This is a genomic window from Paenibacillus sp. PK4536 (assembly GCF_028594455.2).
GTDB lineage: Bacteria > Bacillota > Bacilli > Paenibacillales > Paenibacillaceae > Saccharibacillus > Saccharibacillus nuruki.
In genome coordinates this window covers 1,238,089-1,263,900 of sequence record NZ_CP126313.1, presented here as the reverse complement: position 1 = coordinate 1,263,900, position 25,812 = coordinate 1,238,089, and the positions used below count along the sequence as shown (strand labels likewise).

General features: G+C 39.6%; 25 protein-coding genes, 2 rRNA genes and 1 riboswitch (1 of these 28 only partly in view). Of the genes, 3 read left to right on the top strand and 24 right to left on the bottom strand.

Annotated features, from left to right (window positions below; all coding sequences use genetic code 11):
- Positions 1 to 8 precede the first annotated feature (8 nt).
- Positions 9 to 569, bottom strand: a complete 561-nt coding sequence (gene pth / locus PO903_RS05860; RefSeq protein ID WP_069326072.1) for an aminoacyl-tRNA hydrolase — start codon at positions 567 to 569, stop codon at positions 9 to 11.
- Positions 570 to 748: 179 nt separating this feature from the next.
- Here pth and PO903_RS05855 point away from each other — a divergent pair, with 179 nt between their 5' ends.
- Positions 749 to 949, top strand: a complete 201-nt coding sequence (locus tag PO903_RS05855; protein WP_069326071.1) for a hypothetical protein — start codon at positions 749 to 751, stop codon at positions 947 to 949.
- A 66-nt stretch (positions 950 to 1,015) separates the two neighbouring features.
- Here PO903_RS05855 and PO903_RS05850 read toward each other — a convergent pair whose 3' ends face one another.
- The 11 genes from PO903_RS05850 to PO903_RS05800 all read right to left on the bottom strand — a co-directional run bounded on the left by PO903_RS05850 (position 1,016) and on the right by PO903_RS05800 (position 12,311).
- On the bottom strand, positions 1,016 to 1,969 hold the full coding sequence (locus tag PO903_RS05850; protein ID WP_069326070.1) for a ribose-phosphate diphosphokinase: 954 nt from the start codon (positions 1,967 to 1,969) through the stop codon (positions 1,016 to 1,018).
- A gap of 199 nt (positions 1,970 to 2,168) precedes the next feature.
- On the bottom strand, positions 2,169 to 3,554 hold the full coding sequence (gene glmU / locus PO903_RS05845) for a bifunctional UDP-N-acetylglucosamine diphosphorylase/glucosamine-1-phosphate N-acetyltransferase GlmU (protein WP_069326100.1): 1,386 nt from the start codon (positions 3,552 to 3,554) through the stop codon (positions 2,169 to 2,171).
- 176 nt (positions 3,555 to 3,730) lie between these two features.
- Entirely contained in the window at positions 3,731 to 4,027 is a 297-nt protein-coding gene (gene spoVG, locus PO903_RS05840) for a septation regulator SpoVG (RefSeq protein ID WP_273592881.1), read from the bottom strand.
- 195 nt (positions 4,028 to 4,222) lie between these two features.
- On the bottom strand, positions 4,223 to 5,059 hold the full coding sequence (gene purR / locus PO903_RS05835; protein ID WP_069326068.1) for a pur operon repressor: 837 nt from the start codon (positions 5,057 to 5,059) through the stop codon (positions 4,223 to 4,225).
- Between the two features lie 170 nt (positions 5,060 to 5,229).
- The gene (ispE, locus tag PO903_RS05830) at positions 5,230 to 6,084 is read right to left on the bottom strand and encodes a 4-(cytidine 5'-diphospho)-2-C-methyl-D-erythritol kinase (protein WP_069326067.1); all 855 of its coding nucleotides are present in this window, start codon (positions 6,082 to 6,084) and stop codon (positions 5,230 to 5,232) included.
- 219 nt (positions 6,085 to 6,303) lie between these two features.
- A complete protein-coding gene (veg, locus tag PO903_RS05825) occupies positions 6,304 to 6,579 on the bottom strand; it encodes a biofilm formation stimulator Veg (protein WP_069326066.1) in 276 nt (91 codons plus the stop codon).
- A 106-nt stretch (positions 6,580 to 6,685) separates the two neighbouring features.
- Positions 6,686 to 7,570, bottom strand: coding sequence for a 16S rRNA (adenine(1518)-N(6)/adenine(1519)-N(6))-dimethyltransferase RsmA (gene rsmA / locus PO903_RS05820; protein WP_069326065.1), 885 nt, complete (start codon positions 7,568 to 7,570; stop codon positions 6,686 to 6,688).
- 7 nt (positions 7,571 to 7,577) lie between these two features.
- Positions 7,578 to 8,120, bottom strand: a complete 543-nt coding sequence (gene rnmV, locus PO903_RS05815; protein WP_273592880.1) for a ribonuclease M5 — start codon at positions 8,118 to 8,120, stop codon at positions 7,578 to 7,580.
- Between the two features lie 192 nt (positions 8,121 to 8,312).
- Complete coding sequence (locus PO903_RS05810) at positions 8,313 to 9,431, bottom strand: resuscitation-promoting factor (protein ID WP_371748125.1); 1,119 nt, start codon at positions 9,429 to 9,431, stop codon at positions 8,313 to 8,315.
- A 323-nt stretch (positions 9,432 to 9,754) separates the two neighbouring features.
- Positions 9,755 to 9,978: riboswitch (cyclic di-AMP (ydaO/yuaA leader) on the bottom strand.
- A 195-nt stretch (positions 9,979 to 10,173) separates the two neighbouring features.
- Complete coding sequence (locus PO903_RS05805) at positions 10,174 to 10,941, bottom strand: TatD family hydrolase (RefSeq protein ID WP_069326063.1); 768 nt, start codon at positions 10,939 to 10,941, stop codon at positions 10,174 to 10,176.
- 47 nt (positions 10,942 to 10,988) lie between these two features.
- A complete protein-coding gene (locus PO903_RS05800) occupies positions 10,989 to 12,311 on the bottom strand; it encodes an HD domain-containing protein (RefSeq protein WP_273592879.1) in 1,323 nt (440 codons plus the stop codon).
- A gap of 332 nt (positions 12,312 to 12,643) precedes the next feature.
- Between PO903_RS05800 and PO903_RS05795 the strand changes: the two genes are divergently transcribed.
- Positions 12,644 to 12,898: an AbrB/MazE/SpoVT family DNA-binding domain-containing protein gene (locus PO903_RS05795; RefSeq protein WP_017815545.1), complete on the top strand. Its 255-nt coding sequence runs from the start codon at positions 12,644 to 12,646 to the stop codon at positions 12,896 to 12,898.
- A 324-nt stretch (positions 12,899 to 13,222) separates the two neighbouring features.
- On the opposite strand, the gene rsmI is transcribed toward PO903_RS05795, so the two are convergent.
- The 9 genes from rsmI to PO903_RS05750 all read right to left on the bottom strand — a co-directional run bounded on the left by rsmI (position 13,223) and on the right by PO903_RS05750 (position 21,042).
- The gene (gene rsmI / locus PO903_RS05790) at positions 13,223 to 14,134 is read right to left on the bottom strand and encodes a 16S rRNA (cytidine(1402)-2'-O)-methyltransferase (protein ID WP_273592878.1); all 912 of its coding nucleotides are present in this window, start codon (positions 14,132 to 14,134) and stop codon (positions 13,223 to 13,225) included.
- A complete protein-coding gene (locus PO903_RS05785; protein WP_273592877.1) occupies positions 14,131 to 14,883 on the bottom strand; it encodes a tRNA1(Val) (adenine(37)-N6)-methyltransferase in 753 nt (250 codons plus the stop codon). The genes rsmI and PO903_RS05785 overlap by 4 nt, the downstream gene beginning before the upstream one ends.
- Positions 14,884 to 14,986: 103 nt before the next feature.
- Positions 14,987 to 15,358, bottom strand: coding sequence for a DNA replication initiation control protein YabA (gene yabA / locus PO903_RS05780; protein WP_137225667.1), 372 nt, complete (start codon positions 15,356 to 15,358; stop codon positions 14,987 to 14,989).
- 31 nt (positions 15,359 to 15,389) lie between these two features.
- Positions 15,390 to 16,190 carry a PSP1 domain-containing protein gene (locus PO903_RS05775; protein ID WP_069326058.1) on the bottom strand — a complete coding sequence of 267 codons (801 nt, stop codon included), beginning with the start codon at positions 16,188 to 16,190 and terminating at the stop codon, positions 15,390 to 15,392.
- Between the two features lie 175 nt (positions 16,191 to 16,365).
- Positions 16,366 to 17,340 (bottom strand): DNA polymerase III subunit delta', encoded by a 975-nt coding sequence (gene holB, locus PO903_RS05770; RefSeq protein WP_069326057.1) that lies wholly within the window; start codon positions 17,338 to 17,340, stop codon positions 16,366 to 16,368.
- Positions 17,341 to 17,387: 47 nt separating this feature from the next.
- Positions 17,388 to 17,831, bottom strand: coding sequence for a YaaR family protein (locus tag PO903_RS05765; protein WP_069326056.1), 444 nt, complete (start codon positions 17,829 to 17,831; stop codon positions 17,388 to 17,390).
- Between the two features lie 344 nt (positions 17,832 to 18,175).
- A complete protein-coding gene (darA, locus tag PO903_RS05760) occupies positions 18,176 to 18,505 on the bottom strand; it encodes a cyclic di-AMP receptor DarA (protein ID WP_069326055.1) in 330 nt (109 codons plus the stop codon).
- Positions 18,506 to 18,644: 139 nt separating this feature from the next.
- Positions 18,645 to 19,298, bottom strand: coding sequence for a dTMP kinase (tmk, locus tag PO903_RS05755; RefSeq protein WP_273592876.1), 654 nt, complete (start codon positions 19,296 to 19,298; stop codon positions 18,645 to 18,647).
- A gap of 40 nt (positions 19,299 to 19,338) precedes the next feature.
- Complete coding sequence (locus PO903_RS05750; protein WP_273592875.1) at positions 19,339 to 21,042, bottom strand: aminotransferase class I/II-fold pyridoxal phosphate-dependent enzyme; 1,704 nt, start codon at positions 21,040 to 21,042, stop codon at positions 19,339 to 19,341.
- A gap of 265 nt (positions 21,043 to 21,307) precedes the next feature.
- Between PO903_RS05750 and PO903_RS05745 the strand changes: the two genes are divergently transcribed.
- A complete protein-coding gene (locus PO903_RS05745) occupies positions 21,308 to 21,832 on the top strand; it encodes a hypothetical protein (protein ID WP_069326052.1) in 525 nt (174 codons plus the stop codon).
- 541 nt (positions 21,833 to 22,373) lie between these two features.
- Here the strand turns inward: PO903_RS05745 and PO903_RS05740 are convergent.
- From PO903_RS05740 to PO903_RS05730, 3 genes are all read right to left on the bottom strand, one after another.
- Positions 22,374 to 22,802, bottom strand: coding sequence for a hypothetical protein (locus PO903_RS05740; protein ID WP_273592874.1), 429 nt, complete (start codon positions 22,800 to 22,802; stop codon positions 22,374 to 22,376).
- Between the two features lie 1,308 nt (positions 22,803 to 24,110).
- Positions 24,111 to 24,227 (bottom strand): 5S ribosomal RNA (rrf, locus tag PO903_RS05735).
- Between the two features lie 70 nt (positions 24,228 to 24,297).
- A 23S ribosomal RNA gene (locus PO903_RS05730) occupies positions 24,298 to 25,812 on the bottom strand (it continues 1,464 nt past the right edge of the window).

The window sequence follows — 25,812 nt, the reverse complement described above, 5'->3', positions numbered from 1 at the left end:
TTATAGCATTAACCGTTAAATTTAGCCATCGTCTGCTCAAAGGTATGCTTTAAGCTATATTCCATCGCATTACACGAATTTTCGATCATTTCATCTAACAGTTCCTTTTCTTTTTTAGCAAAAGGAGATAGAACATAATCAACAATCGCATAACCAGGCGTTGGTCTTGAAATACCCATTCGAATACGATCAAATGTCTGTGTACCGGTATGTTGAATAATCGATTTGATCCCATTATGTCCACCTGCACTACCTTGGTAACGCAGTCGAATTTTACCTGTTTCGGTATCCATATCATCATAGACTACAATCATATCTTCTAGAGCAACTTTATAATAATCCATATATCCTCTGACCGCTTCGCCAGATAAATTCATATAGGTCATCGGCTTGATCAAAACGACCTTAATTCCATCAATATGTCCTTCACCGATCAGCGATTTACTTTTAGCTTGATTAATAGCGATCCCGTGGCGATCTGCTAAACGATCCAATGCCATAAAACCTACATTATGACGAGTTTTGGCATATTCAGATCCGGGATTGCCCAAACCTACAATCCATTTCATTCGTACATATCCTCTTTTCTTTAGAAATAGGCAATGATGCAAAAATTAAAGGTTGCTATATTATCGTGCAGTCACTAACATTTTTTGCTAAAATCAGATTATTGAATACGTATCCGCTTTTTGATACTTATCTGCAAATGATCAACTTCACGACTAACCAGTAGAGAGGGGGATTCAGCATGTACACCTTTGGGCAGCAATTGCTGAAAAACCGTCATTTTTATGATCATTTTAAACAGGAAGTGCCTGTGCAGATTTATCGTCGTGATATTCCTGTCGATATCGGAATGATTACGGCGTATGATCACCAGTTTATTGAAGTGAATCGTGTATTGTACCATCGGCAACGTCATGTTTTTTTATCAAGACCAGGTTATTAAAATAGATACGCCGATAAGGGTTACTCGCCTCAGATGGGGCAAGTAACCCTTTTATTACATCAACGCTTATTCAATTTCAAATAATTTACTGATCGACAACTCTTCATGAACACGAATAATCGCTTCACCCATAAGAGGTGCTACCGACAATACTTTTAATTTGCTTGTAGGATTAGGATGTGTAATCGGAATAGTATCTGTAACAATAACTTCTTTGAGTGGTGAGTTTTCCAAACGATCCATAGCTGGGCCAGATAATACAGGATGTGTACAACAAGCATACACTTCTTTCACTCCACCTTCGATCAAAGCATTTGCACCCAATACGATAGTACCCGCAGTATCAATAATATCATCTACCAAGATCGCAGTTTTACCTTCGATATTACCAATGATGTTCATCACTTCACTCACATTCGGTTCAGGGCGACGCTTATCGATAATCGCAAGCGGAGCACTGAGTAGATCAGCAAGCTTACGCGCGCGAACTACACCACCGTGGTCAGGAGACACGACAACAGGATTCTCAATTTTTTTGGAACGGAAATATTGAGCCAAAATCGGTACTCCAAGTAGATGGTCTACAGGAATATCGAAGAATCCTTGAATCTGCATCGCATGTAGATCCATAGCAATAACGCGATGAGCGCCTGCTTTTTCAATCAGATTCGCAACCAATTTGGCTGTGATCGGATCACGTGAACGTGCTTTACGGTCTTGACGTGCATATCCGTAATACGGAATAACCACATTGATACTTTTAGCAGAAGCACGTTTTAATGCATCTACCATAACTAGCAGTTCCATCAGATTATCATTGACAGGTGCACACGTAGATTGGATGACATAGACATGGCAACCACGAACACTTTCAGACAACTTCACCTGAATCTCTCCGTCACTAAATCCAGTCGTACGAGATTCACCCATAGGAATACCAATATAGTCAGCAATCTGTCCCGCCAACTTAGGGTTAGAATTACAAGTGAAAATTTTTAATTTAGAATCACAATAAGTCATAATGGTTAAAACCCTCCGTGGTGGTTCATTGGAATGCTTATCAACTCGGCGTTCATTTCTCTTTAGATCCGTCAAATCATACAACAAGCATTATATATTTCATATTATATAATAATTCTTTAGCGAATAGTGGCATTTTGTTCGTAAGAATCGATAATAATTTTAGCTACACATCATTAATTTTTGTTATAAATGTTAATTATTCCTTTTTATCATGAATTGCTTTCGCTTTAGCGCGAATTTTTTCAGCATATCCTGATTTGTTTTCTTGACGTTGACGAGCGATTGCCATGTCGTTAGCTTCTACATCTTCTGTAATGGTTGAGCCTGCTACCACATAAGCGCCATCACCGATACGTACAGGAGCAATCAAGTTCGAATTGCTGCCAATAAATACGTTGTTACCAATCTCTGTAACAGCTTTGTTGAGTCCATCATAGTTAGCTGTGATCGCCCCACAACCAATATTAACGCCTGAACCTACAACAGCATCCCCTACATAACTAAGATGAGGAATTTTGGAACCTTGTCCTACAGTTACATTTTTCAATTCTACAAAGTCGCCTACTTTTACTTGATCACTTAACTTTGTACCCGGACGCAAGTAAGCAAATGGACCAATATTACCTTCAGCCCCTACTTCAGCTCCAGACAGAATCGATTGACGAACCGTTGAACCATTGCCTATTGTGGAATTTTCAATTTCTGTATTCGGTCCGATGATACAATCTTCACCAATCACTGTTGCACCGTTAAGGACGGTTCCTGGATAAAGGACTGTATCTGAACCGATTACCACGTCAGCTCCAATATAAGTCGCTGATGGATCAATAATCGTAACTCCGTTTAACATATGTTTTTTTGCAAGGCGTGCGCGCATAAATCCTTCAGCTTCTGACAACGCTAGACGATCATTCACACCGATTGATTCAGCTAGATCAAATGTTTCGTAGGCAGCTACCATTTCACCTTGTTCACGCAAAATAGTAATGCAGTCTGTTAGATAATATTCTTGTTGAGCATTATCGTTCGTAATTTGAGAAAGAGCTTGGAACAATTTGCTGTTATCAAAACAATACGTACCTGTGTTGATTTCTTGTACAGCTAATTCTTCAGGCGTGCCTTCTTTTTGCTCAACGATTTTCTGTACACTACCATCAGCTCCACGAATAATACGACCGTATCCTGTAGGATCAGTCATTGAAGCTGTCAAAATCGTTACTGCTGCACCCTGACTTTCATGATTAGCAATAATATTTTCAAGTGTCTCAGGAGTTACCAAAGGCGTATCTCCACAAATAATAATCGTTGTTCCTTTTTCAGTACCCAGCAAAGATTCTGCTTGTTGAATCGCATGACCGGTTCCTAATTGTTCACTTTGTAGTGCGTATTCTGCACGATCGCCTAGATAAGCTTGTACCGCTTCTGCTCCGTGACCTACAACGACTACACTGCGCTCACAATGAACTTGCTGTACAGCATCCAGTACATGACCTACCATCGGCTTACCGCATACTGGATGTAGAACTTTGTACAATTTGGATTTCATGCGTTTACCTTTACCTGCTGCGAGTATGATTGCCATTCTTTTTGAATCCAACAATACAGACCTCCTTATTCGAACTCATATATTTAAATCATTATGTTAGATTTATCGTTAAAACTCCTTAATGAATATATCTTATTCCAGACAAAAAGAAAAGGGAGCCACAATGTAGCTCCCTGTGGCTCCCTTTTCTTTCAAACCCCAATAAGTAAACGTTAAGCACCTTCTTCAATCACTTCTTCAATCACTTCTTCTTCCAATCCTGCACGTTCATATTCAGCTAATACAGCTAACTGAATCTTCTCGCGAGTTCCAGAAGAAATAGGATGTGCGATGTCGCGAAACTCGCCATCAGGTGTCCGTTTGCTTGGCATTGCAACAAACATTCCATTGTTACCATCAATTACACGAATGTCATGAACGACAAATTCGCTATCAATTGTGATGGATGCGATTGCTTTCATTCTGCCTTCGGAATTTACTCGGCGGAGTCTTACATCCGTTATTTCCATATGTGTTCACCACCTTTGTCTATTCAAGACTTGGTTGTGTAATTCCACACATGGAAGTCAAATTCCTTCTTTTTTCTCCAAATTAATTGTATATTTTTTTATTTTATTTATCTTTAGGCTCGATTTCTACCGTTTTCACCTGATTTTGATGATATTCGTTCTCATTACGAAAATGAAAATTATCGGCAGAAAAGCTTAATTAGAATCATTTTCAAAGTAGTTCCCAGGTTGTACCGTAATTTTTTTGTTTTTAGGATCAATATCAGTTACTTTCGCAAGTGACACATAATCTGCCCACAGACGATCATCCGTGTCGACAGAACCAGATTCTAAAAGCACCCCGACTCCAGCAACCGTTGCATTAAATTCTCCTAAAAGATCAACCATACCTTGAATAGTACCGCCAGCTTTCATAAAATCATCAATAATCAATACACGTGATTTTTCTTTAAGTGCGCGGCGTGACAATGTCATCGTATGCAGACTCTTGTGTGAACCTGATACATAGTTAATACTTACCGCAGATCCTTCTGTCATCTGATGATCACGGCGTACCAGTACAACCGGCAGATTCAATTGCGTACCTGTAGCATGAGCCAAAGGAATTCCTTTGGTTTCTACTGTCATAATGACGTCGATCGGCGTATCTGCAAAAGCTGAAGCAAAAATCTTACCTACTTCATTCAAAATCGCAGGTTGCCCTAACAGATCAGACATATAAATATAGTTACCTGGAAGCAGACGATCCGGTTGTCCTAATTGACCGCAGATTTCTTCCATAAATGAAAATGCTTTTTCTTTCGCCAGCTTTGGAATATATTTCACTCCGCCTGCTGCTCCTGCAAGTGTTAATAATTCTCCCGTACCATCTTCTTCAAAAACTTCTTTAATAATGGTCAGATCCTCACTAATCGATGATTTGGCCGCTCCGTATCGATCAGCGAAAGTGGTTAATGGAATCAGCGTATGTGGTCGTGAAGTTAAATATTGAGTTAATTCAACTAACCGCGCGCTTCTCTTTAATTTTTTCACCATAACGCCTCGCTATCTACAAAATATTGACATTTTATACCCTAAATCCGAATAATTAAAGTGAATATAACATTTTTGTACGTGTTTGTAAAAGAAAATCGCAATCTTTTTCTCTTATGGCTTATCATCGAGCACCATTTAGAGTTAAAAAGACTGCGATTTGAAATCATTTAAGTTAATATCCGCACAGCATAGACTTCTTTGCAAAATCCACGTAATCCATTATAGACACGAGCTACTTTGGACTCGCGCGAGATCAATCCGAATACAGTGGGTCCACTTCCTGACATAAGCACACCATCGGCTCCCAACTGAATCATTGCCTGCTTGAGCTGTTGAACTTGCGGATAATGAGTCAGAGTAACATCTTCCAACACGTTACCCAGTTGATGACAAATCTCATCAAAAGATTTGTTTTCTAACGCTTTTTGCATTTCTAGAGCAGAAGGATGCTTAGCGATCTTATCTGCACGAAAACGTCCGTATACATCGGCAGTAGACACGTTAATAGGTGGCTTCGCTAACACAACCCAGCAATCAGGTGGACTGGTCAGGGGAGTGAGTAGCTCTCCACGTCCTGTAGCGAGTGCTGTCCCCCCTGTGATGCAGAAAGGAACATCAGAGCCAATAGAAGCACCTAGCTCCATCATGTCTTCATGGGGAATCTGGAGGTTCCAGAGACGATTCAATCCTCTAAGCGCTGCTGCAGCATCACTGCTACCTCCAGCTAGACCAGCCGCAACTGGAATCTGCTTATCGATATGAATATGTACGCCTTGCTTAATATTATATTTTGCTTTAATTTTTTGAGCAGCTTGAAAAGCCAGATTTTTCTCGTCTAAAGGAATATATCCTGCTTGACTAGAAATTTGGATCGTATCTCGAGACAATTCAGTGATCGTTAGGCGATCGGCTAGATCCACCATTGTCATGATCATCTCGACCTCATGATACCCATCCGGTCTTTTATGTAACACATCCAGCATCAGGTTGATTTTTGCTGGCGCTTTTTCATATATCTTCATGCTGTTCCTCCACCCTCAACATTCCATCCGAACGATTTGATACGCTGCGTACGGGTTCCTGTGCTTATCATTACGAATAATCCATATTATAAAAAAAATGACGTACAAAGTCTATTATATGGGTATCGGGTTCCGTTCATGTAGATCAAATATAGTCACAAAACAAAACAGTCTCTACCCCGAAAGGAGATAAAGACTGTCTTATACTAAAACAGTTATTCAATTCCCAACATATTCGATTCGTGTCTGACAATCGTCATCACAGACGGTGACTTCCACAGAATCTGTCAATATATCGGCATAGCTGTAAGACACACGTTCAAATGTCTGATGCTCTTCAGCGAGCTTGACAATAAAAACAGAAGGGTAGGTCTCTTCCAAAACTCCGGTTCGTTCGATGGTCTTCTTACGACCACCATTAGCACGTAACGTAATTTTGTGCCCTACATGAGCATCAAGACTACGTTTGATTTCCAAAAGCGCATTGTTAGCCATTGACTACAACCACCTCTTTCCCTCTTCATTATATCAAAGAAAAGAGTGTTTGTCAAATGAACATTAAATTATAGCAGTATTAATTTTATCTTGTCAACGAATTTTTTCAACGGATACCTGCTCTCAAAAATACACTGCTCAAAGTTGCGTATTCTTGCAAACTAAGTGTCTCTCCACGTCTAGAAGGTTCGATTCCTGCTTCTGCCAAAAGTTGCTCTAATTGTGTACGATCGCCACCTTCAAAATAACGGCTACGCAAGTTATTGGCGATTGTTTTGCGACGCTGTACAAAACAAGATTGCATTAATTCAAAGAAGTACGCTTCATCTTCGACTTCAACTGCCGGACGATCCCTTAGTTTCAAGCGAATGACAGCAGATTCTACATTCGGTTGCGGGATAAATACCGTTTTAGGGACGATACAGATCAATTCAGGCACGCAATAGTATTGAACAGCAATACTAAGACTTCCGTAGTCTTTGCCTCCAGGAGGGGCTGCCATGCGCTGAGCGACTTCTTTTTGAATCATAACGACGATATTGTCTAACGGTAAACGTTCTTCTAACAACTTCATCACAATAGGTGTAGTGACGTAGTATGGTAAGTTAGCCACCACACTGACTTTTTCAACTTCACTGAAGTCTTCACGGAACAATTGATGCAAATCGACTTTGAGCACATCATCATGACGTACTTTAGCATGAGGATAAGGCTCTAAGACTTCTTTCAAAATTGGAATCAAGCGACGGTCAATCTCAACTGCTGTGACTGCACCTGCTTCTTGAGCTAGACGCTCGGTTAATGCACCGATACCGGGTCCAATCTCTAATGCTCCATTTTCAGGCGTTAATTCAGCTGCTTCTACAATTTTGTTCAAAATATTGGAATCGATCAAAAAGTTCTGACCTAAGCTTTTTTTAAACGAGAATCCATATTTATTAATAATTTCTTTGGTGCGTTTGGGTGTGGCTATTTCTAATCGTTCATCCATATTATTGTTATTCCTCCGCTTCCATTTGTGAGAGTGCTGTTGCAAACTCTTCACGGCTAATTCCAAAAATACGTAAACGTTTATGGAACTGCTTTCCATTGCCATAACCTATGCCGAGCAGATTGCCCATTTTCATTCGTCGCTCCGCAGCATCAGGTTGCATCACAAGTCCTGTCATGATCAGATCTTCCCAATCGATCAGAACTTCCGCTTCTGGCATCTCAGAGTGTACACGCGCCAACGCTTCACGAATAGCTTCTGGAGAAGCATTTTCGACACCGATATCACCTTTGAGCGTAGCTTCACTTTCAGGGATAAAAGCATGCTTACATCCAGGGACTTTCTGCGCTACGATCTTACGTATCCGTTCACCTGCAAAATCAGGATCAGTTAATATAATTACACCACGTCGTTCTTGAGCTAATTTTACACGACGAATCACATGAGCACCTATAGCTGAGCCGCCTGTCTCGATCGTATCTGCGTCTACAGCTCTTTTAATCGCTACGGTATCGTCTCGTCCTTCCACAACAATCACTTCTTTAATCACGTTGATTGTACGCTTCCCTTCACTCTCTAAATGATAAGATAATCTGTTCGATATTCATCTTAACAGAACAAAAAGAAGAGGATTTATCCTCTTCTTTTTGTTTTCTTTATGCACGCTCATAGTTAATATTATTTATATCATATAACAGATGACTGGGCTTAAGCAATGGTGCTATCCCAATCAACACCCTCTCTAGGGTTTAACCGGGCCAATTACATATACAGTGTAACCGGATTTGCGTCCAAATGCTCTCGCTTGGCTCAAGCTGTCTATATACACGTCGATTTTATTACCGTTAATAGCACTACCGGTATCTTCAGCACGGCGGAAGCCAATGCCTTCAATGTATACCCACCATCCCATAGGAATGACACTCGTATCGACTGCAATCGTACGACCTTCTGTTACGCGTGCTCCCGAAGCAGTCACTGTACCTAGACCAGGTTCTTGAGACGAATAAGCAGTTAGAGATACATTGTTCAGTACTTTCGCATAAGAGAAATCTACACCTGCTTTGGAAGTACTATTACTTGATCCTCCACTAGAAGAAGCAGCTGCGAGAAGTTTAGGCTCCTCTTTTTTGGTACCAATAGCTACAATCTTATCTTTTACTTTTGCGGTTGTTTTTTTATCAACCATACGTTTGGAGACGAATTCTCCATCTTCGTATACTTTCTCGATGTATTGAACCACTTTACCTGTTTGACCGCCTTGCACTAACTTGGTTTTACCTTCAAGCATAGAACCATCGGTTTTTTTAACCGTTTGATATGGAATCTTGACTACTTTTTTCGCTACAAATGATTTGGTACGCACAATCTTGATATCCATATTGTCATGAACTGACGATTCCATCGCAGGTGTTAATTGATCTTCACCTGACAGTGTTAACCCAGCCTGCTCCAATGTGTTACCAACTGTTTTAGAGGTGGTATAAATTTTCTTGGTTCCACCATCTGCCGTAATGTTTACTGCAACCGCATGGTTAATATAAACTTTGTCCCCATCCTGAAGCGCGCCATTCATAGGCATAGATACTTTATCTTGTGGTGCCACTTTAATTTGATTTTCATCAAGCAGTTGAGAAAGCATCAATTTACGTGTTTCCACGGTTTGTGCTTTGCCGTCAATGACTACAGAAATATTTTTACCCGCTTGATTATAAAGTAGGGACAATAGCATCGCTGCAAGAGCGATCACTAATAATGCAGCCCACAATACATAGCGTAGGTTTTGTTGCTTCCAACTCAGCGCGTAAGACATGCTGGATGAGCGCGAACCATGGGTTTTTTCGAAAGGAGCAATTGCCACTTCTTCCGTCCTCCTTCATAGTCTCGCCGTCTAGCTGTGACGTAATTGTATATGACGCGACTATATAACAGAATTTTCACAGGCTGATCGTAAGCATAAGATTACCAAATCTGTGTGATAATCTTTCGTGATGTTCAAAAATGCCTGCGCCATGGTCAGTCTAAGGGACACACCTAATATCTGAAAGATCAAATTTCAAATATCGTATTCTCTGAATCTTTTCGTTTAGCCCAAAACAAAAGAAGCCTCTGGAAAAGAGCAAAGCAACTTTTCCTTGGCTTCCGACGTATCTAAATACAGTTCGGAAAACGTTAGAAAATACGAGGTTGCCTCTGCATCGCTTACGGGGTTAGCTGTCGGATTCGGACACATCATATTTCTTGCCCTTTGAAGGCTCCTCCGCTCATGGCGCGAGTACCTCCAATTCACCCCATAGACCCTGTAAAAGGAATCATACATAATGACTTCGGTATTCTGATAATAATGGCTTGAAGACATATGTTGGTTCCCCCGTTTTCCTATGCAGGAAACTCAGCGAGACCGAATCATGGAATCTTGCGTAATAACAGCAAGATTAAATCACTGATGAAATAATATCCCGAACCCAACCCTCATGTAAAGCGACCAGCAAGCACGTTTTTCTGAATAAATGGTTAAAAAGTTGTCATATTCTTCTGTTTTTTGGTTATAATTTATTCATATATCCGTTTAACGCTGTTTTTTGCGTGATTTACTCTCTTTTTCACCGAATGCCAAATCGTTCCAGTGCATTTTTAGTTGTAATTGTACTAATTTCTTCCAGTGATACCCCTTTTAGCGCAGCAGCAGCTTCTGCTACAAGTGTCACATAACCGGACTCATTTCGTTTTCCACGATAAGGATGTGGTGTCAAAAATGGGGAGTCTGTTTCAAGCAAAAGACGGTCCATTGGAACCTGTTGTAACACCTCTTTAGGTTGCTTCGCATTTTTGAAAGTAATCGGTCCTCCAAACGATAAATGAAAGCCCATATCGAGACACATTTTAGCCGTTTCCCAGCTACCTGAAAAGGAGTGCATAACCCCTCCAACTTCATGTGCTTTTTCTTCGCGCAAAATCTTAACAATATCTTCATGAGCATCACGATTATGGATAACAATCGGCATATTAATCGAACGTGCTAGACCGATTTGTTCACGCAATACTTTATGCTGTACTTCTTTCGGTGAAGTATCCCAGTGATAATCCAGACCAATTTCACCAATTGCTACTACTTTTTCATGTTTGCATAGCGATTCGATCCATTCCAGATCTCCAGGTTGCATATGAATCGCATCTACAGGATGCCAGCCAATAGCCGCATATATAAATTCATAACTTTCGACTAATTCCATCGTGGTGGGAATCGTTTCACGGTTGAATCCCACATTGATCATTCGGGTTACCCCTTGTGCATAAGCACGCTCAATCACTTCTTTACGATCATCGGCAAATTCGATCGAATCCAAATGAGTATGTGTATCAAATAACATATACTTTTCTCACTCCTTCTCTGTTTCTCGTTCTTTTTTCGCTAATCTTATATTTCAAATTCCATCTGTGGCGGATTAATTTTGTTTTCAAATATCGCTGCCACTTCTTCGGATAACTGATGAATAACTTTCTCCAACTTATCTTGCGGATAATAGAGATGATATCGACCGCGATGAATCCCGCTAATCGAACGTACAATATCCGATACTTCTGATATTTCTTGGATTCGGTTTTGACGATCTAATAATAGAATTTGTTTTTCTTTTTTAGGATCACCTGGACGAAATACATCATAAGGAAGATCGGTAGGAAAATCGATTTCTAGATCATAATCAGGATGCAATCCTACTCTAGCAAATTCACTACGTATACTGCTAATTGTCTGCTTATCAATTAGATCTGTCTCTACATATTTATACAACTTACGCTGCATAAAACGATGACATACATCTGCCAAAATATCATCGTCTTCCCTTGTCCATTGCATAAATGCTGTCTGTACTAATGCTTCATCTAGCAATAAATAATCACCAACTTGAATATCGCCTTTGAATAACTCGGGTAAAGGATACGGCAAAAATTTAAAATCAAATCCTTCATCGAATAATTCTTTGGCACGACGGAAAATTTGTTTTAATACAATATCTGAACTTCGAGTTACTGGATGAAAATACACTTGCCAGTACATCTGATAACGTGCCATAAGATAATCTTCGATCGCATGCATACCTGATTCTTTGACAACGACGCGTCCATTGTGAGGACGAAGCATCCGCAAAATACGATCAACATCAATCGTTCCATAATTAACTCCTGTAAAATAAGCATCCCGTAACAAATAATCCATCCGATCCGCATCTAACGGACTCGATACCAGATTCACAACGATCTTTTTCTCATAATCTTTGCGAATAACAGAAGCGACTCGTTCAGCAAGACCACTTTCTGCTTCTTCCAATACCCGATTCACTTCGGTATCTCCAAGTAGGATACGACACGTCCATTCTTCATGATCCATATCAAAAGCTTCTTCTATAGAATGAGAAAAAGGTCCATGACCCAAATCGTGTAATAAAGCGGCACATAATGCCACCAGACTTTCTTCACGTGGCCAATCTTCAAAACCACCACGTTCAAATTGAGAAATAATACGACGTGTAATTTCATATACACCTAATGAATGTGAAAAACGGCTATGCTCTGCTCCATGAAAAGTTAAATAGGAAGTTCCCAATTGCCTTATACGACGTAATCTCTGAAATTCAGGTGTATTAATCAAAGTCCAGATTAAACGATCTTGCACGTGGATATAATTATGTACAGGATCTTTAAATACTTTTTCTTCTCCTAAAGGTTGTACAGGCTTCAAAATAAATTCCTCCTTCTATCAATAAACCCTAACTATTTAAAATTAAAAATAGTTTTTTCGACGATATTGTCGAATGTTGTCGGTATATACAAGCTACGAATTTCCAAATCGACAAAATAATTTTAACCCCATAATACTTGATAATACCGCTATATAAAAATATTTTTTCAAAAAAAAGTGAAAAAAACTGTATTTTTCTTAAATTATAGGTTGACTGATTTGGGAAACGTTGGTATTATGAATATCATAAAACATAGAAATTTGTCGAATGTTAGCACATCAAACAAAACAATAACAACTAATATATTTAAATTTGAGAGGATTGATCAGTAATGATGAAATCAACTGGTATTGTAAGAAAAGTAGACGAATTGGGCCGCGTAGTAATTCCTATCGAACTTCGCCGTACACTAGGTATCGGAGAAAAAGACGCTTTGGAAATCTATGTTGATGGCGAGCGCATTATGCTTAAAAAATACGAGCCTGCTTGTATTTTCTGTGGTAACGCTGAAAATGTAACTTATTTTAAAGGAAAAATCGTTTGTAATGAGTGTATTTCCGAAATTCCTGTCCCTGTGACAAAATAAATAAAATAGGTTATACTAGAACTATCAACTTATTAATTCTAACCTTTTTAATATCTCCTTGAACCTTTACTCAGCATTTTGTCTGGGTAAAGGTATTTTTTTGCTTTCTTTTGGTTTTCAAAAAAGGCTTATCTTTCATTATACTTCCTTTTGCATAGCACTTCCAATTTGCACATCAAAAAGGAACCTCGAACAGATCAAGATTCCTCTATTTTCACGCTTATTTTCTTCATTGTTTTTGTTAAAAACTCATCTATTTAACGAGTTTCTTCTATTATAAATGTATTTACCAAGCAAGCTCTTTCGTAACCACTCATATGCGTCTTACTCTTCTTCATTTAATAACACTTGATATACATCACGTTTAGAGATTTCACGATCTTTTGCTGTTTTTTTCATTGCATCTTTACGTGAAATATTCTCTTTATTTTCGTAATGGATCACATGCTCTTCTACCGTCATTTGTTGCCACCATTCGCTGGCTTCAGCTTTGGCTTCGATGATAGATTGTCCCTCGATTACAACACAGTATTCACCAATCGGTGGATGCGATTCTAACCATTCCAGTACTTCTTCTACGCTACCACGTGTCCATTCTTCATGACGTTTTGTCAGCTCACGCGCTAATACCACATTACGATTACCTAAATGATGTGCAATCGCTGTTAATGTTTTGATAATTCGGTGTGGAGACTCGTATAACAGCAATGTACCTGCTCCATACTTCACACTACCCAGTACTTCTTCTTGACCTTTATGATCTCTAGGCAAAAATCCAATAAACGTAAACCGATCTGTCGATAATCCAGAAGCAATCAAAGCAGACAGTGCTGCATTCGCTCCAGGAATAGGAACCACAGCAATTTGTTGCTCCAGTGCTAACTTCACTAATTCTTGCCCTGGGTCAGATATAGCAGGCAATCCAGCATCACTCACAAGCGCCAGACTACTTCCTTCTATAATAAGGCGAATTAACTCCGGTCCACTGGCTTTTTTATTATGCTCATGATAACTCAGTAATTTGCCTGGTGTAATATCGAAATGAGTTAATAATTTGCGAGTCTGCCTTGTATCTTCAGCAGCAATAATATCGCATTCCTGTAATGTCCGTACAGCTCGATACGTCATATCTTCTAAGTTACCAATCGGTGTCGCAACTAAATACAAAGTGCCTGCCCCTTCATGAAGAACAGCAGACTCTCCTTTAGCAAAACTTTTTTGAATCTGTATGCTCATAGTGACTCCTTTAACCCGTAATAGACAGCTTTGAGATCAGGTGTATATTGTTCATGTTCATCATATACGATAAGTGGTGGTAGCATACGCATTTCTGGCTTACCTCCACGTAATCCTTCAATTAACACCATATTCGCTTCCATATGTTGACGAGGATGTACAAATCGAATACGCTTCGGTTCTACTCCATATTGACGCATCAAAATAATAATGTCGGCTAACCGGTGCGGGCGATGAACCATAGACAGCTTACCACCATTGCGAAGAAGCTTGGCAGACGTTTGAATCACATCTTCTAATGTACAACCAATCTCATGTCTTGCCATCGCATGATGAATATTTAACTTCATATCGCTTCCTGTTACAGGAGCATAAGGGGGGTTAACGGTTACGGCATCATAAGCTTCTCGTTCACCTGCAAGTGGCATATCTTTAAGGTCTTGTACGCGAATCTTCACCTGTTCTTGTAAATTATTCATGGTTACACTACGCATCGCCATATCTGCTAAGCGCTCTTGAATTTCCACACCTTCAATACTAGCATTTGTCCGTGTCGATAACAGAATAGGTATTACCCCATTGCCAGTACAAAGATCAATTACTTTACCGCGCTTAGGAATACTGGCAAACCGTGCCAGCAATACAGCATCCATCGAAAAGCTGAACACTTCTCGACTTTGAATAATTTTAAGGTCATACGTAAGCAGATCATCAATACGCTCATCTGCCAGAAGGGGTTGTTCGTTCATGGTATTTCCTTTCTTATCCTGCGTTGTTTAGAAATGATACTACATTATGATTACACTATATAAAAACCGCGGCATAATGCTGTCCGCGGTTTGGATAATGCTACTATTCAGATTTATTCAAAAAAGAAAGGCAGAATAAGCAATCGCCTTCTGTACGCAAATGTCCATAATACACATTACAGATATGGAAGCCTTCGTGATAAATACGTGCTAGATTATCATAACCTTCTCCAACGACTTCTAGATCAGGTAAGTCTGAATACAATTTAGACGAATAGGTGCCAACAGATTTAGGCTCAATAACAGGAACCTCTTTTTTCAAGACTCTGCGCAACTGTTCATTTTCGGTACTCAAGCGTTGATTCTCTTCTAACAGTTCTTTCACAGCTTGCTTCATTTTACCCATATCTCCATGCATATGATCCATCTGTGTTTCCAATTCGTGAATGTGTGTAAAAAGATTTTTCTTCTCCAAGTTCCCACCTCAAAAGCAGCCTTGATCGGGTTTACTTCACGACCACGTCATCCAATGGCAGTTCTTTGACTTTACTGATGTCAAAAATCTGAACATGTACAGTACGCGAACCGGCATTGATACCCACCACTTTACCATCGCCTAGCGAAGTGACGACAAATTTACCGATAGCCGGAAGCTCTTCCTTCACGCTCTCATAATTATCGTGCTCGAATTTAAGACAACACATTAGACGTCCACACAATCCAGAAATCTTGGTTGGATTCAAGGACAAGCTTTGATCTTTAGCCATTTTGATCGATACTGGCTCAAAGTCTCCTAACCAGGAAGAACAGCATAGAATACGTCCACAAGGACCTATACCACCTAGCATTTTAGCTTCATCACGTACACCAATCTGGCGTAGTTCGATACGTGTACGGAAGATACTGGCTAGATCTTTAACCAGCTCTCGAAAATCGACTCGACCTTCAGCTGTAAAATAGAAAATAATCTTATTACGATCAAATGTAAATTCTACATCGACCAACTTCATTTTCAATTCATGCTCTCTGATTTTGTTAAGACAGGTTGTGAAAGCATTTTTAGCTGCGATCCGATTTTCTTCTACTACTTGAGCATCATGATCTTCTGCAATCCGAATCACTTTTTTCAAAGGAAGAACGACATCAGATTCATTGACTTCTTTTTTACCAATCACTACTTTACCATATTCAATCCCACGTGCAGTTTCTACAATAACGTGTTGTTCACTTTCAACTGGAAAGTCTAACGGATCGAAATAATATATTTTACCCGCTTTTTTAAAGCGGACTCCTACTACACTATACAAAAGATAAGCCCCCTCATTTGCCAATACCGTTTTTCAACTCTACGGCAAAAATTCCGATATGAAGAATTACTTCTTATTCTCACCTGACATGACGTATTCAAAAAATGTGCGTTTGTTTAAAGCTTTGTGCACTCGGCATGATGTTATACACTGTCCGGTCTGTGATGAAGCTCCTTCAACCGCTAACGCCTATAAGAAATTGCTCCATGCATAACTGTGGATTCACATGAGAACGAAGCATTTTCTTACACTCTGCAGCAAGCGACATACACGATATCCAATGCTGCATATCACGAGTGGTAGCCACCTTGGAGAGAGACTCTAACTGATCTATAAAAACGATACTCTCGTGCCTTCCAATCTGGATATGAATGATATCCTTAAACCATAAGTGGAAAAGATCAAATACGTGCTCAATATGATCTCCAAGTCCGCCTTTAAACAGCTTTTGCTGAGCAGTAATAAGGCTCATACTCCCTCTACCTGCGGATTCCTTCCCTAATTGTAACATTACGTTTCTGATTTCTGCAAACCAATTCTGTGCTAGCAATTCTCGGCATTCCTCCAGATCAGACGCAATATGAACAACGCATCGTACTAAAGGCATTGGAAAGCCTTCATCTCCTAAGATTTGAGCCATTTTTTGAGGATCTGGCGGCGTAAATACTATAGGTTGAGTACGGGAACGAATCGTAGGCAATACTGACTGTGCATTTTCTGTGAGCAAAATAGCTACAGCAGGTGCTGGCGGTTCTTCCAAGAATTTTAACAGACTATTGGACGCTTGTATCGTCATTTTATCTGCATCTTTGATAATATATATTTTACGGTTACCCGATTCTGAACGATACGAAAAAATCCGCTGAATATCGCGGATTTGCTCAATTTTGATTGAAGATCCATCTGGCTCAATCACATGAAAATCAGGATGATTACCATGTTCCATCTTGCGACACTGTATGCACTCTCCGCAGGCTTCGTCGCCTTTATGAATACAGACTAATGCTTTGGCAAAGCTATTCGCCATCTTCATCTGACCGCTACCTGCTGGTCCACTAAACAAATACGCATGAGAAATCTTTTGATTACGCAGACCATTTTGTAACATCTGCTTAGCAATATCTTGCCCGACAATTTCTTGAAAAGACATGGTGCCTCCTTACTGAACAGCTCACTTCAAGATCTATACTCACTATATTAATATAAAAAGTTAATAAGCATACCTCGAATTTCACCCATCCGTTGCAATAACTCGATTCGTCCTTCTTCACTTTGAAGCAATTCTTCTGCCATATTCATCAACATAGAATCCACTTCATCTAGCAATTTATACTTTTTACCCCGACCCCGACGATCGAAGCTTTGCGTTTCTTTTACTTTGACACCGCGACGCACGGTATCTTCCAAAAAGCGTTTAACCAACATTTGATACGCTTTAAGTTCACGTAGTGTCATCGATTTTGCAAGCCGGTCACCCTGCATTTGAATCTCTTTAAATTGACGCTGAATATCATCATGTGTCGCTTGAGCACTATTATTTTGAAGCACATCCGAGAAATTCCGTTGTTGCACTACTCTATTGGGAGAATCGGATACGATAGGGTTACTTTTTAATGGAGGATAACCGGGGTTAATTTTCATTATTTTCTTCCTTTCTTTGCTGGCATTGAACTTCTGCTTATAGGCAGATTTTCTTTATATATGCCGGATAGTGTATATATCAATTAGCAGTCGCTAAACAGAGTCGTTATTAATTAGTATCGTTCATATTCACTGATTTACGAATAGTAAAATGAAAAAAAGTTCAATTTTTACGTATCGATACAACGAACGATCACAGATTTACAGCAGATAATAAAGACGGACCGGTTCCCAATAACGTAACCGATCCTCTGTTTGTTTCTTAATTATACTCTTTATTATTTAATTATGTTTAAAGATGTACTGATTTTTGCGTATTTTTTAAAATAAAATCAAATTCTTTTTTAGAAATGTTCAAATCGCTCAACAGGCATTACGAATACAGTAGCGCCACCTACTTGTACTTCCACTGGCAATGGAAGATACGAATCTGTTGTACCGCTCATTGGAGTAACTGGTGTAACCAGCTGTTCACGAATCTTACAACTATTACGAATGACTTCCATAACAGCTTCGATCTGGCTATCATCAACACCAATCATAAATGTTGTATTTCCAGCACGTAAAAATCCGCCTGTACTGGCTAGTTTTGTTGCCCGAAAATTAGCTTTTACCAATTCGCCTGATAGACGGTTACTATCTTTATCTTGCACGATCGCAATAATCAGTTTCATTATAATAGCCCTCCTTTTACAGATCTGTAAGGCACCAAGCCCTGCTTTTTGTATTCGACATCGATAAACATAATACCTCTATTTACTCTTTATCCATATTGTAACCGACTACCCTGAATAAGAAGCATATTCCTTATTCTTATACATGATACTGCTGAATTAATGTATCCAATACTTGCTTAATATCGTTAAAAACATGCTGTTCATCTTGCTCACCATTGATCATAACAAACCGTTCTGCGTGTTGTTCAGATAGTTCCATATATCCTTGATGTACTCGATGATGAAATTCCAATGCTTCCAGATCCAGACGATTGACTTCTCGTTCACCAGACTTAGACATAATGCGCTCTAATCCTACTTCAGGCTTAACATCAATATAGATATTCATATCTGCCCAATACTGCTGACCCTCTACATTTATCGCTAATTGATTAATATCGAGTACAGCTTTGCCCAGTTCACGTCCGTACCCTTGATAAGCCAAAGAAGACATCACATACCGATCACAGATAACGATTCTTCCTGCCTGAAGCGCTGGAATCACTTTTTGAATTAAATGTTCTCTTCTAGCACTTGCATATAATAGACACTCTGTTAATCCACTCATATCATTATCAACATTCAAAATAACTTCACGAATTTGTTCAGATACAGATATTCCCCCCGGTTCACGAGTCGATAAAAAATCAATCTGTTGTTCATTAAGATAACGTTTAATATGTTCAAGCTGACTCGTTTTACCGCTACCATCCATACCTTCTAATACAATAAATAAACCTTTTGCCTTCATTCTTATTCCTGCTTTCTGTAGACTACTGCTCGGTAGACATCTATTTATAGACACGCAATGTATTCAATGTAGAATCAGCAGTGCCTTGTATTTTGTGATGATGGTTTCGTAATGTTAACAGTCTATCATATACAGAAGAATGTATGATTTCTCCTGCATACAAAATGGGAATACCGGGAGGGTAGGGAATCACCATTTCTGCACATATACGTCCTTCTGCTTGTTCTAGAGACACTACCTCTACATTTTCTTCATCAATAGGTGTCATTGTAAACAAAATAGGCTCTGATATATTGTACTTGTTTTGCTCATTAGATTGATCTTTATCAAGATTGATAGATTTGCCTTGATTTGTTACTTGATCCCTATGCTGTTCTGTATGATCATTACTTTTCTGATCTGCACTATCCGCATTAAAGTGAAATGAAGTCACTGAACTTATCTTTTTTGACAAATGGTCATCCTTAGTGCCCTCAGAAGATCGTGTACGCTCTATTGTAGCTTGATTCTTATCTTCTTCCACGTTGTTTACTTGATGATCTTCTACACTAACTGTGAGTGGCTCTTGAGCGATCTGATGAAGAGCATCTAACAAGCGCAGACTATCTTCCAATGTCGAACCCAGACTAAATACGAGCACAACATACCGATCATCACTCATCTCAGGTACACAACCATAGTGCTCTAACCGCTCTTGCAAGACTTCACCAGACAAATACCCTTCTAGATCATAGATCACCACTTTAAAAGGATCTTGTGTATATCTCTCATCTGAAAAAGATAAATAATCGAATCTTTTGTTTTCCGCCAATTTATCCGTAAAATGATCTCGAGCTTCTAATCCAGTTGTGAAAATTTGCTTTCCATAACAATCTAATAAATAACGACTCAGATCCAGAGAAGCCATCAACGGATAGGAAGGACTTGAACTCTGAACCATCGTCAATCGTTGCTTTAATAAAGAACGAGCAATCAAATCCCCCTGCACATGTAGCATCGCACTCATAGTCATTGCCGCCAACATTTTGTGAGTAGATTGAACAACACCATCTGCACCTGCTGCTAACGCACTGATAGGGAAACGATGATGCTGGCTATAATGTGCTCCATGGGCTTCATCAACTAGCAAAGGTATCTGATAGCGATGACAAGCTTCAGCAATTCCACTCAAGTCTTTACCCATACCATAGTAATTGGGCGAAGAAAGTAGAACAGCTTTGGCAGTCGGATATTGCTTCAACGCTACTTCAATACTTTCTAGATTTGGAATTACAGCCAGACCGCTTGCTTGATCTAACTCCGGTGTTAAAAAGACTGCCTTAGCTCCTGCCATCATTAATCCATGTAATATCGATTTATGTACATTACGTTGTACAATAATAATATCCCCTGGATGACTACATACTGTTAAAATAAGAGCTAGATTACCAACTGTGCTACCACCTACAAGAAAATGGCTCTCCTCAGCTCCAAAACATTGGGCAGCCAACTGCTGAGCTTCTTGAATAACACCCTGAGGATAATGAAGATCGTCGGTACCACTAATTTCGGTAACATCCAGTTGTAGTATAGAGCTAAATAAGTCATTTCCTCTGATTGGTTTGAGCACATTCGTATAGATCATGCCATTTTTATGTCCAGGCACATGAAAGCTACGCTGATCTGAACCAGCGTAATGAGTCAAAGCATTGTACAAAGGTGCTTTGCATAATTTGGTTGTAGAAGCTATCCATTGATTAGTCATATAGTCATTCCTATAATATTTATTGTGTATTGTTCCCTATTCTTATTATAATCAAAATAACAGATATCGTCTCAAACTAACTTATGATATATGCTAGGTACTTATAATTTGAGTACGTGTATTTCAAAAGGTACATATTTAACCGATATAAGGGTAACAACTAGCGATTGGATACAGACTACTTCTCGTGGAAAATATGAAGATCAAAAGTTAAATACCACTACCAAATGATAACAATAATACAATACAAGGAGGGTCGCACCGGATGGTAGCAGAAGCTCAACAAAATGCAACTTTTTATCAATATCAACTCATCAAAAAATGGCCAGTGACCAGAGTCTGGAATTTAATATATTTACTTATACCTATTCTAACATTAGCGATTGAACTGTATTACTTTTCATGGTCTAGTTTTGGTTTTTGGGTGCTTTCTTTTCCATTAGTATTATGGATTCAATATGTTATTTCTCGTTCTGTATTGATTATGACGGTCAATCATTTACGCAAACGATGGAAATTTCAAATTCAATTTCCATGGATCGGTTATCTGCCCGATCAATTTATGGGCTATTCTACATTCCGCAGAGTGTTATTACATACAACGTGGATCGGGTTATGCTTTGCTGCTGTTTTATGTATGTGGCTCCCAGTCAATTTTTCAATTTCTTTAGTTATGTGGCATATTTGGTTTTGCTTACCCCGTTTAATCATCTTGCTTCGTTTATTCCGTAAACGCAAAGATGGCATTATTAAATTAACAAAAGAAGAAGTATCTTATTATATCCAATAATTCGACTTCCAACATTATAACTAGACTATTATATCAAAATTAAGGGAGTACTTCTTAAATAGAGTACTCTCATAACTACTCACTACTCACTACTCACTACTCACTACTCACTACTCACTACTCACTACTCACTACTCACTACTCACTCATTATTAACGGTAATGACTATATTGCTAGCAATTACAGCATAATACCCGCTATTTTATCTACTCTAACTAATTTCTAATCTATTACTGAACTCTACAAACAAATAAGCCAGTAAAAGTAAACTGCATTGACTCCATTAACAAAATATCTAAAAACTCTATTAAACAAGCAAATACAACACATTCATAAAATAAGTCAATACAACAAAAAATCGGTATCTTTCTAAATGCAGAAGATAACCGATTTTTTATTTTATAATTTTAACTTCTGTTCTCTGTTCTCTGTTCTCTGTTCTCTGTTCTCTGTTCTCTGTTCTCTGTTCTCTGTTCTCTGTTCTCTGTTCTCTGTTCTCTGTATTAATTTTGGACTTTCCATCTACTTCACTAGTCAAATGCTAAGGATTGATCGTAGCTTCAGCAATAGGTGCTCTCGAACTTTTATCAGGTACAATAACAGTCAAATAATTATTCTGTAATACTAATTGTAGTGTACGATTACCTTGTACAAAAACAAAGTTAGTCTGCTCTTCATCTATATTCTCTTGTTGTTGTTTCCAACCCCAATTTTTAATTTCTTGTAAATACAGGTCTGGTAATGTAGATGCTTCTATTCCTGGAAGCTTATAACGCACATAATTCAATTGTCTATTATTAATAACAGTATCCATATCCTTCACTTCTTCTGGAATAGGAAAACTAGACTCTACAAAAGCACCCTGATAATGAGTCCAAGAAATATTAGCTTGCGAACAACCTACTAATGCTCCCCAAAGCACTCCCAATAATAATACATTCCATATCCGATGCTTGTTCTTCCACCACATCACATCGTCCCCCTAAATAAAGATAGAATTCATCATGTTCATATATTTGTGAATATATAAGGTATAATCCACAATCAAATTCACATACTGCATAATTATACATTCTATTAATAATAAATATACTTAATTACGCTCTATGACTTCAAATTAAATTTTTCTATATAAAACGAATATCACTTTTTTTCGCTATCGTGACTTTAGAACCATCTAATACTTATATCAGTATACTATTTGTTATAACAACTTCTGTAACAAAACAGTTACACTTCACTAAGATTAAGATACAATATCTTATAATCTATAGCTTATTTATGTATTTATATAGATGAAGATCCAAAGATACATGAAGAAATATAACATCATGTAGTCATAACAAGAAATGATCCATCTCACTGACTTATTCTTTGCCTAATCAAAACGTATACAAAATATAATTGTTCTTAAGCTCTAACTTTAGTCCTATCTATTTCCTTGTACTCCATCTTATGAAAATATCATTCATTCTACACTCTTTGCTCGCTTTATAATTATGTAAAGTAATAAACACATACAGCAAGAAAGTCATGATCTTACACTGCCAACAAAAGCCTCTAGCCCAGAAGTAGACGCCTATACTACCTAGACATACTTATATGATAGTGTATTCTATTGTAGAGTTATGACGGTACCATTCTGAATTTCAGACAAAGGAATAAGAAGCCTGAAGATAAGTAACCTTAGCATAAGTAATTTCAAAACTTATAGCTGCTCTTTTCTTGAAGCTGCTCTTTTCTTGAAGCTACTTTATTAGATTCTATATAGAAAAGGATCTAATAGATTTAATACATACGATCACAATGTATCACAGCATTGGCAGCATTGAACTTGTATAGAGATTCATATAAGGATTTCTTCTATATGTGCTATCTATCGAAAGTATAAGAAGAATAATGATCATCTTGATCTAACCTTACACCCTGTTTAATCTAATCATAACAAAAATACTATCTAGTTGTCTTGATCCAAATACAGCCCTTACAATCTTTCCTAAGCCCCTTATACTCAAACCTTATGCTCTTTCTCAGAAATTAAATCCTCTACATCTACATATCTACACAGAGAAGAGATTGCCCCAACCCGTTGTCGTTGGAATCCATGCTATATCTCTCTACCCATCCTCTAAAACCAAAGGGTATAGATGCTATTGGAGTTCTAGTCTGCCTTACCTATTATTAGAGATCTATGAAAACAAACAAAATCAATAAACAAAACAAAGCAAAAAAAGAGCGACTCCTGTAAACAGGAATCACTCTTTGGGTCTTGCTCGTTGCTTGGCAACGTCCTACTCTCCCAGGACCCTGCGGTCCAAGTACCATCGGCGCTGGAGGGCTTAACGGTCGTGTTCGGGATGGGTACGTGTGGAACCCCTCCGCCATCATTACCAAACAGTCAGGCTCGTGTTGCTCCCTGAAAACTGAATCCGAAAACTGAAACATCGCATTTGTAGATTTTGGATAAGCCCTCGACCGATTAGTATTGGTCAGCTCCATGCCTTGCGGCACTTCCACCCCCAACCTATCAACCTCGTCGTCTACAAGGGGTCTTACATACTGGGAAATCTCATCTTGAGGGGGGCTTCACGCTTAGATGCTTTCAGCGCTTATCCCTTCCGCACGTAGCTACCCAGCGATGCTCCTGGCGGAACAACTGGTACACCAGCGGTGCGTCCATCCCGGTCCTCTCGTACTAAGGACAGCTCCTCTCAAATTTCCTACGCCCACGACAGATAGGGACCGAACTGTCTCACGACGTTCTGAACCCAGCTCGCGTACCGCTTTAATGGGCGAACAGCCCAACCCTTGGGACCTACTTCAGCCCCAGGATGCGATGAGCCGACATCGAGGTGCCAAACCTCCCCGTCGATGTGGACTCTTGGGGGAGATAAGCCTGTTATCCCCAGGGTAGCTTTTATCCGTTGAGCGATGGCCCTTCCATGCGGTACCACCGGATCACTAAGCCCGACTTTCGTCCCTGCTCGACGTGTCTGTCTCGCAGTCAAGCTCCCTTATGCCTTTACACTCTTCGAATGATTTCCAACCATTCTGAGGGAACCTTAGGGCGCCTCCGTTACACTTTAGGAGGCGACCGCCCCAGTCAAACTGCCCACCTGACACGGTCCCTGTACCGGATCACGGTACGAGGTTAGAACTCAAATGCGATCAGGGTGGTATCCCAACGGCGCCTCAACCGAAGCTTGCGCTCCGGTTTCTACGGCTCCCACCTATCCTGTACAAATCGCACCCCAGTTCAATATCAAGTTGCAGTAAAGCTCCATGGGGTCTTTCCGTCTTGTCGCGGGTAACCTGCATCTTCACAGGTATTAAAATTTCACCGGATCTCTCGTTGAGACAGCGCCCAAATCGTTACGCCATTCGTGCGGGTCAGAATTTACCTGACAAGGAATTTCGCTACCTTAGGACCGTTATAGTTACGGCCGCCGTTTACTGGGGCTTCGGTTCATAGCTTCGCTTGCGCTAACCACTCCCCTTAACCTTCCAGCACCGGGCAGGCGTCAGCCCGTATACTTCGCCTTGCGGCTTCGCACAGACCTGTGTTTTTGCTAAACAGTCGCTTGGGCCTTTTCACTGCGGCCCCCTCGTGCTATTCACACTACCGGGGCACCCCTTCTCCCGAAGTTACGGGGTCATTTTGCCGAGTTCCTTAACGAGAGTTCTTCCGCGCGCCTTAGAATTCTCTTCTCACCCACCTGTGTCGGTTTACGGTACGGGCACCTGCTTCCTGGCTAGAGACTTTTCTTGGCAGTGTGAAATCATGACCTTCGCTACTACAATTTTCGCTCCTCATCACAGCCTGGCCTTAGGGTATGCGGATTTGCCTACATACCAGCCTCACTGCTTGAACGGACATCCATCAGTCCGCGTCACTATCCTCCTGCGTCATCCCATTGCTCATAACGGCTTTCGGTGGTACAGGAATTTCAACCTGTTGTCCGTCGACTACGCCTTTCGGC